We start from the raw sequence: 13,028 nt of genomic DNA, 5'->3' as shown, positions 1-13,028 counted from the left end.
TTTGGGATACTCGACCGGTGAGCAATCGTCGAGTGGTGGTTCTGTTCGGAGGACGTAGCGAGATCGGTGTCGAGGTCGCTGCCCGTCTCGCCGGGGGAGCGACAGTGGTTCTGGCCGCGCGTCGGTCCGACGACCTGGCTGATCAGCGCGAACGGATGCTCGGCGAGAACGCCGCTGAGGTGTACACCATCGAGTTCGATGCGAATGACACGGCGCATCACGACGAGCTGATCAGGAAAATAGTCGCCGAGTTCGGCAGGATCGATGTGGCGATCATCGCCTTCGGCATCCTCGGCGACCAGGCCCGCGCCGAGGTGGACACCCAGCACGCCCTGCAGATCGCCCACACCGACTACCTGGCTCACATCAGTGTGATGACCCCCTTGGCCGCAGCGCTGAAGACGCAGGGAAGCGGCGACCTCATCGTCTTCTCCTCGGTGGCCGGTGTCCGGGTCCGTCGCGCGAACTACGTCTACGGATCGACCAAGGCAGGACTGGACGGGTTCGCTTCCGGTCTCTCGGATGCGTTGCACGGCACCGGTGTTCGTCTACTGCTGGCACGCCCCGGATTCGTCATCGGGAACATGACCAAAGAACTGATGGCATCGGGCGTCAAACCCGCACCGATGTCAAAGACAGCTCCTCAGGTGGCTGACGCCGTGGTCAAGGCTCTGCATGCAGGCAAAACGGAGGTATGGATACCGGCTGCACTACGCCCCATGTTCTTCATCATGCGATTGCTGCCTCGGGCCATCTGGCGTCGGATGCCACGATGACCGACCCGCGGTTTGTCGTGGTGGGGATCGGAGCCGATGGCTGGGACGGTCTCACCGTGGCAGCCCAACGGGAACTGCAGTCCGCCCGCGTCATCTATGGATCAGCCCGCCAGATCGACCTTCTCGCACCCGTCCAGGCTGAATTGCGTCCGTGGACCAGTCCCATGTCCAGGCATCTTCGCGATGTCCTGGCCCGTACAGAACCGAAAGCGGTCCACATCCTCGCTTCAGGCGACCCGATGTTTCACGGCGTCGGCTCATCCATCGTCAAACAAGTTGGCACGCAACATGTCCGAATCATCCCGGCGGTGTCCAGCGTCAGTCTCGCCGCCGCAAGACTGGGCTGGGACCTGTCCACCACGTCGATCCGCAGCATCGTCGACCGCCCATTGGACTCGATCCTCTCGGCGGTCACCGACAACGTACGTTTGCTCATCCTGAGTCGCGACGAGACATCGCCGACACACATCGCAGAACTGCTGACCACACACGGATTCGGCTGGTCGCAGATCACGGTGCTCGAACAACTCGGTTCACACCGCGAACGGCATGTCACCGGGATCGCCCGAACGTGGGAAGCACCGGTCGTCGACCGACTCAACCTTGTCGCCGTGCACTGTGTGGGACCTGCGGTGAGCAGTCAGGCAGGACTTCCCGACACCGATTTCTCCAACGATGGACAGCTCACCAAACAGGCCGTTCGCGCCCTGACAGTCACCGCACTACGCCCGGCCCCACACCAGCTGATGTGGGATGTGGGCGCAGGTGCGGGCAGCATCGCCATCGAGTGGTTGCGCACCGATCCCAGTTGCACAGCGATAGCGTTCGAATCCGACCCACTGCGGCGGGAGCGAATCGCCCGGAACGCGGCAGACATGGGGGTCAGCGGCAATCTCACCGTACTCGGCAGAGCGCCCGACGATTTCGAACATGCGCCCGACCCGGACACGATCTTCATCGGCGGAGGAGTCACGGCACCAGGCATCATCGATGGCTGCTGGGAAGCCCTTCTCGACGGCGGTCGCATGGTCGTCAACGCCGTGACCATCGAGTCAGAGGCAGTGCTCGTGAAACAGCGATCTCTGGTGGGCGGAACGTTACGACGTTTCCACATCGACCATGCCGAAGCACTCGGCACGATGACAACATGGCGTCCCACTTTGCCTGTGACGCAGTGGATCGCAGACAAGCCCAGGAGCATTGAGTGACCGTCTACTTCATCGGCGCGGGACCAGGAGCCGCCGATCTCATCACCCTGCGTGGTGCGACACTCCTATCGCGATGCGACACATGCCTTTACGCCGGCTCTCTCGTCCCGGCCGAGATGCTGGAGCACTGCCCACCAGACGCCACCATGATCAACACCGCGAAAATGCCGTTGTCCCAGATCATCGAGCACATCGTGTCGGCCGACAGGTCCGGTCACGATGTAGCGCGCTTGCACAGCGGCGACCCGAGCTTGTATTCGGCTGTTGCAGAACAGGTGCGGCTCCTCGAGCAACACGGTGTGGCGTACCAGATCGTTCCCGGCGTACCGGCGTTCTCCGCGGCGGCCGCCGCACTGGGCCAGGAACTGACGGTGCCAGGCGTCGGACAGTCTTTGTTGATCACACGCGTGTCGACACTCTCGACGGACATGCCGAAGGGCGAACAACTGGCGGGATTGGCGCGAACAGGTGTCACGATGGCCCTTCACCTGGCGGCGCATCAAGCCGAACAGATCACGGATGCCCTCGGGCCGCACTACGGTTTCGACTGCCCCGTCGCAGTGGTTGCTTTTGCCAGCCGCGACAACCAGCAGATCATCCGATGCGCTCTACGCGACCTCCCTGGCCGCCTCACACAGGCGGACGTTCGGCGTACCGCGGTGATCTTTGTGGGCAGAGTACTTGCTGCTGAACACTTTCCGGATAGCTACCTGTACTCGTCGGCTCGCATGACCAAGCTCCGTGACGACGACGTGTCGTCGTGAGCGGCCCCGTTCTCATCCTCGGGGGCACCGCGGAGGCACGTGCTCTGGCCGAGATACTCGATCGGGACGGCATCCCGATCATCACCTCGCTGGCCGGCCGCGTCCAGAACCCCGCGCTGCCCAGTGGTGAGGTTCGAATCGGCGGCTTCGGGGGAGTGAACGGGCTACTGACCTGGCTGCGCGAACAACAGTGCATAGGGGTGGTCGACGCCACGCACCCATTTGCCCGGAAGATCTCCGCCAGCGCAGCGGCAGCGACGATGTCGGCGGGACTGCCGTTGCTGTCGCTTCGTCGGCCCCCATGGCAACCGCAGGCCGGGGACCATTGGCTGGACGTTCCGGACATCGTTGGTGCGGCCGCGAAAGTCGCCGAGCACGCCGACCGCAAGCCGGATCTCCGGGTCTTCCTCACCACAGGTCGCCAGGATGTTGATGTGTTCGCCCACATCGAGAACGCCTGGTTCTTGATCCGTCTTGTCGACCCACCCGAGCGCGAGACTCCGCCGCAGAACTTGATCCTGCGCAACCGTGGGCCGTACACACTCGAAGGCGAGCGCAAGCTTCTGCGCGAGCACCGAATCGATGTGGTCGTCACCAAGAACAGCGGCGGAGATCTGGTTCGAGCGAAACTGGATGCAGCTCGAGAGCTCGAACTGCCGGTCATCATGGTGCAGCGACCGGTCACCCTGACCGGCACGGCTGTGGAAAGGCCTGAGGACGCGGCCCGCTGGGTCCGTCAGCGGGTGCTGTCGTAACGGCGGTTGGTGAACACGGCCGGACCACCGGCCCGCTGGATCACCGTGGTGGTGGACGACCCGACGATGAGCAGCGTTCGCATGTCGACAGCTGCCGGATCGAAATCGGCGACCGTGCTGATGACAACAGATTGCTCGGGTCCGCCCACGTCTCGCCCCAGAATGACGGGCGTCGAGGGCGCTTTGTGTTCCAGCAGAATGCCTTTGAGCTCGGCTGCTTGCCAGTTCCGGCTGGCCGACCCGGGGTTGTAGATGGCGATCACCAGATCAGCACGTAGCGCTGCCCGCACTCGCTCGACGATGACGTCCCACCCTTTGAGCCTGTCCGACAGTGAGATCACCGCGTAGTCATGGCCCAGCGGTGCGCCGGCGAGACTCGCCACGGCATTGGCTGCGGTGACCCCTGGAACCACCCGGACCGGCACATCGCGCCACTGGTCGTCGGCCGACTCCTCGACAACCGCAGCCGCCATGGCGAACACACCGGGATCGCCCGAGGACACCACGACGACGCGCGCGCCGTTTTTTGCGAGATCCAGTGCCAGGCAGGCTCGCTCGGATTCGACCCGGTTGTCGCTGGCATGCATTCGCTGGCCAGGCCGAGGGTTGATGCGGTTCAGGTACGTCTTGTACCCCACCAGATCGGTGGCTCTTGCGAGCTCAGCCCGAACCTCTGGCGTGGTCCAGCGCGCCGCGCCGGGCCCGAGACCGACAACCACCACCTCACCGTGGACGGCCGGTTCTGCCAGGGGTGGGCTGTTGAGCCGCCCTGGTATCACCACCATGGAGAAGTAGGGGACAGAGGTGATGTCCACATCAGATATGGGCAGGACCTTCTGTGCGCCCGTCGAAGCACGTTCCACATACCAGGCGTGATCGATACGTCCAGACTCTTCTAGGGCCGCAACGACATCTGGGAAGGTGCGGCCGAGTTTCATGATCGCGACGGCGTCGCTGTCCTCGAGGCGGCGCACCAATTCGTCCTTCGGCAGCGTCCCGGGCAACACCGTCAACGTCTCGTCGGCCTCCACGAGCGGCAATCCGGTGGCCGCCGCCGATGCGCTGACCGACGTCACACCGGGGATGATCTCGGTCTCGAACCGACTCGCCAACCGTTTGTGCATGTGCATGTACGAGCTGTAGAAGAGCGGGTCTCCTTCGGCCAGCAGTGCCACCGAGCGACCGGCCGAAAGGTGCTGCGCGAGAACATCGGCCGCTTCGGTGTAGAAGTCGTCGAGTGCACCTCGGTACCCACCGGGATGATCGGTCGTCTCCGTGGTCACCGGATACATCAGCTTTTCTTCGAGCTGGGCGGAGCGCAGATACGGTTCGGCCACTGATCGTGCGATCGACCTGCCGTGTCGAGCGCAATGGTAGGCGACGACGTCTGCTTCACCGATGATGCGGGCTGCTTTCACCGTGACGAGTTCGCTGTCACCCGGGCCGATCCCGACGCCCCAGAGTTTTCCCTGTACTGCCATGTCACTCCACCGTCGATGCCAACGCGTTGATGGCCGCAGCGGTGATGGCGGAGCCGCCGCGGCGGCCGAGGACGGTCAAGAACTCGATGTCGTCGCGCTCGGCCAGCGCTGCACACGACTCGGCGGCGCCGATGAAACCCACCGGGGCCCCGATCACGGCGGCAGGTCGAGGCCCGCCGGCATCGATCAATTCGAGCAGGGCGAACAAGGCCGTGGGCGCGTTCCCGATGGCCACAACCGCCCCTTCCAAGCAAGGCCGCCACAATTCCACCGCCGCAGCGGTTCTGGTGGTCTGCAGGTCCGCCGCCAACTGCGGCGTGGCCGGATCGGTCAACAGGCAGAGCACTTCGTTGTCTGCAGGCAGGCGTTTGCGAGTGACCCCGGACGCAACCATGTTCGCGTCGCACAGCACGGGAGCTCCTCGATTCAGCGCGCCGCGCGCCGCCGTGACGAGCCCCGGAGATGCGCGCACATCGTCGGTGAGGTCCACCTGACCGCAAGCGTGGATCATCCGCACGACGACCTGGGACAGATCGTCGTCGAACTCGGCCAGATCGGCCTCGGCGCGGATGGTCGCAAACGACTGACGGTAGATCTCCGCGCCGTCACGGATGTAGGTGTACATGGTGAAAGCCACCATAGTTGGTCGATCAGAACGCTCGGCGTTCGTACCCCATCGGGGTCGCCTGCACCCGGGTGTGAGCAGCGTGCGGCGATCCACAGCCGCGTTCGCAGCCCACCCAGTGCTCGCGGCTGTCAACGGGCTGGTCGCCGATCGCCAGAAATCGCTCGAGATCCCCACGCACATCGGCATGCGATCTGTCGCATCCCGGCAATCCAGAGCAGGCGCTCACCCGCGTCCACGGCGACGTTGCATCGAAGATCAGACCCATGGGGGCCAGCACCCGCACCACCGTGTCCGCCATTCCGTCCGTCAGATCACAGATGAGGATTTCCTTGCGCGGCGTGAAATAGATGTCGCGCTCGATGGCAGCGAGGAACTCGGCGATACGCGCAGACAATCGTCCGTGAGGCACCACCGAACCCAGCGAGATGAGGTCGTCGTCCTGCGCGAGCCAGCCCACCAGCGGCTCCGACGGCGGGGCAGGCGGGGTGTGCGGTCGAGCTCGGGGGAGACCTTCGAGCAACCCTGTGATCGTCGGCGAAGCATCCAGGTCCTGTACTCGCCACTCGTCCGTACGGTCGGTGAGGAACGCGTGAGCCACATCGAGCATCGTCGCGGCTGCGCGATCGGCTGTGACCTGCCGCCCGGTGGGGTTTCCGGCAACCACGAGGTCGAAATGCCCGCTGTCGACCGCCACGACGCCTGCGTCGGGTGCCTCGGCCAGCACGTCGCCGCGCCCGTCGTCGACCCCGAAGAGGAAACGAGCCGGCAGTGCAGCCAACACGTCGTCCCCGCGAAGGGCGAGGTCGAGTCGATCGAGGACCGGTCGGCCGTCGAGCAGCCCGCCGCGGCGACCACTCAATGCCGACAGTTGCACATTGCGCACCCGTTCGTGACTCGGGGTCGGGATGAGATTCGCGTCGACGATCATGTCGCCGGCGCCCCCCACGTCCGCTATTCCGCGTAGCTGCAGGTTGCCGCGCGAGGTCAGTTCCATGTGTCCGTCCCCGAACTGCTCCGCCACCACGACGAGAGCTTGCAACTGGGCGGGGGTTATCCGGCCGCCGGGAAGGCGGATACGCGCCAGATGACCGTCGGCTGCGGGATGCGCCGAGAACACTCCCGGACAACGATCGGCGGGACGGGACATGGGGACCACGGTACTGGCCGTGCGTGGGGTGATGCCGGATCGGCATGTCACCGGCGGCCGGCCCATCGACGACCAGACGTGGTCAGTTGATTGCCGGCTTCTATAGGCTGAGCCCGACCCGCAACGGGGAAGCCGGTGGAAATCCGGCGCGGTCGCGCCACTGTGTCGGGGAGACCCGGAGTCAGACCCCCGTTGCCGTACCGCCACACCAACCCGCTGGGCGCGAGATCCCGGCAAGGAGGAACCCCGTGATCCTGCTGCTGTCCACCTCGGACACCGATCTGCTGACGGCCAAGGCCAGCGGCGCGGACTTCCGATTGGCCAACCCATCGCGTCTACTGGTCAGCGAGGATCTGCCGGTCCTGCTCGACGGCGCCGATCTCGTCGTGGTTCGGATCCTCGGTGGCCGACGGATGTGGGAGGAAGGCCTCGACGCCGTCCTGGCCGCGGGGCTGCCCACCGTGGTGCTCTCGGGCGAACAGCTACCTGATCCTGACCTGATGTCGTTGTCCACGGTTGCACCCGGTGTTGCCGCCGACGCGCACAACTACCTCGCCCAGGGCGGGCCGGACAACCTCGCCAACCTCCACGCGTTCCTGTCCGACACCGTCCTGCTGACCGGCCACGGATTCCAGGGTCCCGTCGCGACGGCGCAATGGGGACTGCTCGAGCGTTCGGTGCAATCCGACACCGACGGGCGGCCGACCATCGCGGTGCTGTACTACCGGGCTCAGCACCTTGCGGGGAACACGGCGTATATCCACGCCTTGTGTGACGCCATCGAGGACAAGGGTGGCCGGGCTCTGCCTATCTTCTGCGCGTCGCTACGCACTGCTCCCGACGATCTGCTGGCACAACTAGCGGTCGCCGACGCGCTGGTGGTCACCGTCCTCGCGGCCGGCGGCGCCACACCCGCAACGGCGTCCGCCGGTGGCGACGACGACAATTGGAACATCGAGCAGCTCGCGCGTCTCGACGTGCCGATCCTGCAGGGCCTGTGCCTGACCTCGTCTCGGGAGAGCTGGGCCGCCAACGACGACGGGATGTCACCCCTCGACGTGGCGACGCAGGTGGCGGTCCCGGAATTCGACGGTCGGATCATCACGGTCCCGTTCTCCTTCAAGGAGATCGGCGACGACGGACTGCCCTGGTACCGACCCGACGCCGAGCGTTGCGCGCGGGTGGCAGGAATTGCAGTGCGGCACGGACGGCTACGGCATATTCCTTCAGCACAACGACGTATCGCAGTGATGCTCTCCGCCTATCCCACCAAGCATGCCCGCATCGGCAATGCCGTCGGCCTTGACACGCCCCAGAGTCTGCTGCGGCTTCTCGAGGCCATGCGTGCCGCCGGGTACGACATCGGTCCCGAGGTCGGCGACAGCGCCGTACCCGGTCTGGCGGAGAACGATTCGGACAAGCTGATCCACACGCTGATCGCGGCCGGGGGACAAGACCCCGATTGGCTCACCGAGGAAGCATTGGCGGCCAATCCCATTCGTCTGTCGGCAAAGGACTACCGCGATTGGTTCGCGACGTTGCCCGACGACCTACAAGAATCGATGATCGAACACTGGGGGCCTGCCCCCGGCGAGTTGTTCGTCGACCGATCGGTCAATCCCGAAGGCGATATCGTCATCGCGGCAATGCAATTCGGCAACATCGTCCTGATGGTTCAACCGCCACGCGGATTCGGCGAGAATCCCGTTGCCATCTATCACGATCCCGACCTGCCACCGAGCCACCACTACCTGGCCTGCTATCGATGGGTTGCCGCAGAGAACGGGTTCGGTGCCGACGCAGTGGTGCACGTCGGCAAACACGGCAACCTCGAGTGGCTGCCCGGCAAGACGCTCGGGATGTCAGCATCATGTGGGACCGACGCGGCACTGGGCGACCTCCCGATGATCTACCCGTTCCTCGTGAACGACCCCGGCGAGGGCACCCAGGCCAAGCGTCGTGCCCATGCGACGCTGGTCGACCACCTGATCCCGCCGATGGCCCGAGCCGAGAGCTACGGAGACATCGCCCGTCTGGAGCAGTTGCTTGACGAGCACGCCAACATCTCAGCGCTCGACCCGGGCAAGCTGCCTGCGATTCGACAGCAGATCTGGACGCTGCTGCAGGCGGCGAAGATGGATCACGACCTGGGGCTGTCCGAACGACCACAGGAAGACGTCTTCGACGACATGCTGCTGCATGTCGATGGCTGGTTGTGCGAGATCAAGGACGTGCAGATCCGCGACGGCCTGCACATTCTCGGCCAGCCGCCGGCCGATGACGTCGAAGTGGATCTGGTGCTGGCGATGCTGCGCGCACGTCAACTCTGGGGCGGGAAACAGAGCCTGCCCGGGCTACGGGAGGCACTCGGTCTGGTCGAGGACGGCACCGCAGGCCGCGGTGCCACCGACGACATCGAAGCCCAGGCACGCGAACTCGTGGCCGCATGCGCGAAGAGCAACTGGGACATGTCAACCATCGCGGAGGTGGCTGCCGGGCACCCCAGCGAGGTGGCCCAGATCCTCGAGTTCGCCGGAACGGAGATCGTTCCACGGCTGCGGCAGACCGACCAGGAGATACCGCGAATACTGCACGCTCTCGACGGCGGTTTCATCCCCGCCGGGCCCAGTGGATCGCCATTGCGCGGCTTGATCAACGTACTTCCCACCGGCCGCAACTTCTATTCCGTCGACCCCAAAGCTGTCCCGTCCAAGCTCGCATGGGAGACGGGCCGCGCGATGGCCGACTCACTGCTCGAGCGCTACCTCAAAGACCATGGCGAGTACCCGAAGTCGGTCGGATTGTCGGTGTGGGGGACCAGTGCCATGCGCACATCGGGCGACGACATCGCCGAGGTACTCGCCCTCCTCGGAGTGGTGCCGATCTGGGACGAGGCCTCGAGACGGGTCACCTCCCTCGACCTGATTGAGCCCGCCGAACTCGGCCGACCGCGTATCGACGTCACCGTGCGAATCTCCGGATTCTTCCGCGACGCCTTCCCCCATGTGGTGACCATCCTCGACGACGCGGTCCGGATGGTGGCCGCGCTTGATGAACCCGATGATGTGAACTTCGTTGCCGCACACGCCCGGGCCGACATCGCAGAACACGGTGATGCCGACCGGGCCACCACCCGGATCTTCGGCTCCAAGCCTGGTACCTACGGCGCGGGATTGCTGCAGTTGATCGATTCCAAGGATTGGCGCACCGACCAAGACCTGGCGCAGGTGTACACGGCATGGGGAGGTTACGCGTACGGGCGTGGTCGTGACGGTGTCGCAGCCGTCGAGGACATGCGGTCGGCGTATCGGCGAATTGCGGTGGCTGCCAAGAACACCGACACCCGCGAGCACGATATCGCCGATTCGGACGACTACTTCCAGTATCACGGCGGCATGGTCGCAACCGTTCGCGCTCTGACCGGACGGGACCCGGAGGCGTACATCGGCGACAGCACCACGCCCGACAATGTGCGCACGCGCACTCTGTCCGAGGAGACGACACGCGTCTTTCGTGCGCGAGTCGTCAACCCACGGTGGATCGGTGCGATGCAGCGGCACGGGTACAAGGGCGCCTTCGAGATGGCCGCCACCGTGGACTACCTCTTCGGTTACGACGCCACCACCAACGTGATGGCCGACTGGATGTACGAGCAACTCACGGAGTCCTATGTCCTCGACGAGGCCAACAAGGACTTCATGACCAAGTCCAACCCCTGGGCGCTGCACGGCATCGCCGAGCGACTGCTGGAAGCGGCCCAACGTCAGATGTGGTCCTCACCGCCACCGGAGATGCTCGACGAACTGCGCCGCGTGTACCTGGAAACCGAGGGTGACATCGAAGGGGCCTGACCTCATCGGCTTCGATTCGCCCTGGTGGACACCGTTAAAAGCGTTGATCCCACGGGTCGGGAGAAAATCGGGCATCTCGTTCGTTGTCCCCGTGTACGCACATGCCGATAGTCGGGACGGTTGACACCATGAAGTTCGCACTCTTCTTGCTCTATGTGGCGATCGAGATCGCCGCGTTCGTCGGACTCTGTTACGCCATCGGCTTCGGCTGGACACTGCTGTTGGTGGTCGCAACGGTCGTCGGCGGGTTCTGGTTGCTGCGTCGTCAGGGCGCCAAGACCTTCGCCAATCTGCGCGACGCCGGACGCAGCGCAGCAGGTGGCAGCCCCGTCGATCCGGCCGACTCAGCAGCACCCGTTGCCGACACCGCACTGCTGGCCGCGGCGACAATACTCATGATCATCCCCGGCCTGGTGTCGAGTGCGGTCGGTATTCTCTTGCTACTCAAGCCCATTCGGGTTCTGTTGCGGCCCATGGTCATCGCCGTCGGCACACGCAAGGTGGTCAGCGCCATGGAGAAGAACTACGCACGGTATGGACGCGGCATGGCAAGAGTCACCGTCGTGGACGGCCAGGTCATCGATACCTCCGGTGCGGGAACCACGGGAACCACCGGCTTCGACTCGGGACGTCCTCAACTCCGCAAGCCCTACACCGAGCTCTGATGCGCTTGCCCATCGGAACGGATCCGGCCGCGGCGGCAGCTTGTTCACGGACCTGCAGCGACTGACGATCGGTTCGACAGGCAGACTGGACGCTCGTGGAGAGTCAATTGCTGATCGGTGGCCATATCTATACCCCGAGTGCCCCCGACGCGACGGCCATGGCAGTTGCGAACGGCACCATCGTCTGGGTGGGTTCGGATCACGTCGGCCGTACCTTGCATCCCGACGCGCAGGTGATCGATCTCGACGGGGCACTGGTGGCGCCCGCCTTCGTCGACTCGCACGTGCACCTGACCTCGGCCGGTCTGGCTCTACGTGGCCTGGACCTCAGTGACGCCGTGAGCCGGGACGACTGCATCGAACAGATCCGCCGATACGCTGCCGAACACACCGACACCGACATGATCTGGGGCCTGGGTTGGGATGAATCGACGTGGCCGGATCTGACCTGCCCTTCAACTGCCGAAGTGGATGCCGTGGTTGGCAACCGACCGGTGTATCTGGCACGCATCGACGAACACTCGGCCGTGGTGTCCACTGCGCTGCGGGCTCGGGCCGACGGTCTGGTGGGAAGTCACGGCTACGACGAGCAGGGGCCGCTGACCGCCGACGCCCACCACCGGGTCCGTGCCGCGGCCCGGATGTTGTTGAGCGCCAATGGGCGACATCGCGCCCAGCGTGCTGCTCTCGACGATGCAGCCGCACACGGCATCGTGGCGGTCCACGAGAACGGCGGCCCGGACATCAGCGGCCGCGACGACTTCCTGTCACTGGCCCACCTCGACCACCCCGTCGAGATCCGTCGATACTGGGGCGAACCCGTCACCGACTCCGAGCACGCCCGCGCTCTGCAGGCCGAGACGGCCGCACACGGCCTCGGTGGCGACCTCTTCATCGACGGGGCCATCGGGTCGCACACCGCGCTGCTCCGAGAGCCCTACAGCGACGCCGACACCCACGGCGTCTGCTACCTCGACGAAGACACCGTCACCACTCATCTACGCGCCTGCACCGCTGCCGGTATCCAGTCGGGCTTCCACGTGATCGGCGATGGCGCGATGGACGTCGTGGTGAATGCATTCCGCGAAGTGGCGGCGGAGTTCGGCGGTCCGGCGATGGCCCGATTGGGACACCGCATCGAGCACGCGGAGATGATCACCGGTGACCAGGCCACCACTCTTGCTGCCTGCGGCGTCATCGCCAGTATGCAGCCGTTGTTCGACGCCCTCTGGGGCGGCCCGGGCCAGTTGTACGAGCAGCGGCTCGGTCCCGAACGTGGCCGCTCACTCAACAACTTCGCCCAGTTGGCCAAAGCAGGCGTCGGCCTGGCCTTCAGCTCGGATGCACCGGTGACCTCGATGCGTCCGTGGGAGGCAATCGCTGCGGCCGCGCATCACAACAACCCTGCCAGCGCCATCTCCGTTCGAGCAGCTTTCGCAGCGGTCACCCGGGGGGCGTGGCGGGCCGGTGGTCACCGCGACGGTGTGGCCGGAACCCTCGTTCCCGGCGCGCCCGCCGACTACGCCGTCTGGGATGTGGACAACCTGGTGGTTGCCGGATCGGCTGATCCGGCAGTGGCCCGCTGGTCCACCGACCCGCGGTCGCGGGTACCTGCACTACCCGACCTCAGTTCAGGCAGCCGGCTTCCGGAGTGCATTCGTACCGTGAGGGCAGGCGTGACGATCTATGACCGGGCGGGGCTGTGACGGCGGCAATCGCTCCAGGTGAGTCCGAAGGCGGAACGATCGCCCGG

Annotated in this window: 10 protein-coding genes and 1 riboswitch; of the genes, 7 read left to right on the top strand and 3 right to left on the bottom strand. The window is 65.2% G+C overall.

Annotated features, from left to right (window positions below; all coding sequences use genetic code 11):
* The first annotated feature begins 17 nt into the window (after positions 1-17).
* Genes CSW57_RS08075 through CSW57_RS08060 form a run of 4 tightly spaced genes read left to right on the top strand, consistent with a single transcriptional unit; the run spans position 18 to position 3,503 of the window.
* Positions 18-776 (top strand): SDR family NAD(P)-dependent oxidoreductase, encoded by a 759-nt coding sequence (locus CSW57_RS08075; protein WP_099382301.1) that lies wholly within the window; start codon positions 18-20, stop codon positions 774-776.
* Positions 773-1,984, top strand: a complete 1,212-nt coding sequence (gene cbiE, locus CSW57_RS08070) for a precorrin-6y C5,15-methyltransferase (decarboxylating) subunit CbiE (protein ID WP_099382300.1) — start codon at positions 773-775, stop codon at positions 1,982-1,984. The genes CSW57_RS08075 and cbiE overlap by 4 nt, the downstream gene beginning before the upstream one ends.
* Positions 1,981-2,748: a precorrin-4 C(11)-methyltransferase gene (gene cobM, locus CSW57_RS08065; protein ID WP_099382299.1), complete on the top strand. Its 768-nt coding sequence runs from the start codon at positions 1,981-1,983 to the stop codon at positions 2,746-2,748. The genes cbiE and cobM overlap by 4 nt, the downstream gene beginning before the upstream one ends.
* The gene (locus tag CSW57_RS08060) at positions 2,745-3,503 is read left to right on the top strand and encodes a cobalt-precorrin-6A reductase (RefSeq protein ID WP_099382298.1); all 759 of its coding nucleotides are present in this window, start codon (positions 2,745-2,747) and stop codon (positions 3,501-3,503) included. Before cobM ends, CSW57_RS08060 begins: the two co-directional genes overlap by 4 nt.
* Here the strand turns inward: CSW57_RS08060 and CSW57_RS08055 are convergent.
* The 3 genes from CSW57_RS08055 to cobG are packed head-to-tail and all read right to left on the bottom strand — an operon-like array spanning position 3,485 to position 6,759.
* Entirely contained in the window at positions 3,485-4,984 is a 1,500-nt protein-coding gene (locus CSW57_RS08055) for a precorrin-2 C(20)-methyltransferase (protein ID WP_099382297.1), read from the bottom strand. The two genes, CSW57_RS08060 and CSW57_RS08055, sit on opposite strands and share 19 nt — an antisense overlap.
* A gap of 1 nt (position 4,985) precedes the next feature.
* Entirely contained in the window at positions 4,986-5,609 is a 624-nt protein-coding gene (locus CSW57_RS08050; RefSeq protein WP_099382474.1) for a precorrin-8X methylmutase, read from the bottom strand.
* Positions 5,610-5,634: 25 nt separating this feature from the next.
* Positions 5,635-6,759, bottom strand: a complete 1,125-nt coding sequence (gene cobG, locus CSW57_RS08045) for a precorrin-3B synthase (RefSeq protein WP_099382473.1) — start codon at positions 6,757-6,759, stop codon at positions 5,635-5,637.
* A gap of 83 nt (positions 6,760-6,842) precedes the next feature.
* Positions 6,843-6,954, top strand: a riboswitch (cobalamin riboswitch).
* 53 nt (positions 6,955-7,007) lie between these two features.
* Here cobG and cobN point away from each other — a divergent pair.
* The 3 genes from cobN to CSW57_RS08030 all read left to right on the top strand — a co-directional run bounded on the left by cobN (position 7,008) and on the right by CSW57_RS08030 (position 12,981).
* A complete protein-coding gene (cobN, locus tag CSW57_RS08040) occupies positions 7,008-10,610 on the top strand; it encodes a cobaltochelatase subunit CobN (RefSeq protein ID WP_099382296.1) in 3,603 nt (1,200 codons plus the stop codon).
* 128 nt (positions 10,611-10,738) lie between these two features.
* Positions 10,739-11,275 (top strand): FxsA family protein, encoded by a 537-nt coding sequence (locus CSW57_RS08035; protein ID WP_099382472.1) that lies wholly within the window; start codon positions 10,739-10,741, stop codon positions 11,273-11,275.
* A gap of 95 nt (positions 11,276-11,370) precedes the next feature.
* The gene (locus CSW57_RS08030) at positions 11,371-12,981 is read left to right on the top strand and encodes an amidohydrolase (protein WP_099382295.1); all 1,611 of its coding nucleotides are present in this window, start codon (positions 11,371-11,373) and stop codon (positions 12,979-12,981) included.
* Positions 12,982-13,028: the final 47 nt, after the last annotated feature.

This window comes from Williamsia muralis, assembly GCF_002735905.1.
Taxonomy (GTDB): Bacteria; Actinomycetota; Actinomycetes; order Mycobacteriales; family Mycobacteriaceae; genus Williamsia; species Williamsia muralis_A.
This window is presented reverse-complemented; position numbering and strand designations above follow the sequence as displayed.

Excerpts from the sequence above, each read along its gene's own strand:
- CSW57_RS08035 (WP_099382472.1), top strand. The coding sequence starts at position 10,739 with ATGAAGTTCGCACTCTTCTTGCTCTATGTGGCGATCGAGATCGCCGCG.
- CSW57_RS08055 (WP_099382297.1), bottom strand. The coding sequence starts at position 4,984 with ATGGCAGTACAGGGAAAACTCTGGGGCGTCGGGATCGGCCCGGGTGAC.
- cobG (WP_099382473.1), bottom strand. The coding sequence starts at position 6,759 with ATGTCCCGTCCCGCCGATCGTTGTCCGGGAGTGTTCTCGGCGCATCCC.
- cbiE (WP_099382300.1), top strand. The coding sequence starts at position 773 with ATGACCGACCCGCGGTTTGTCGTGGTGGGGATCGGAGCCGATGGCTGG.
- CSW57_RS08050 (WP_099382474.1), bottom strand. The coding sequence starts at position 5,609 with ATGTACACCTACATCCGTGACGGCGCGGAGATCTACCGTCAGTCGTTT.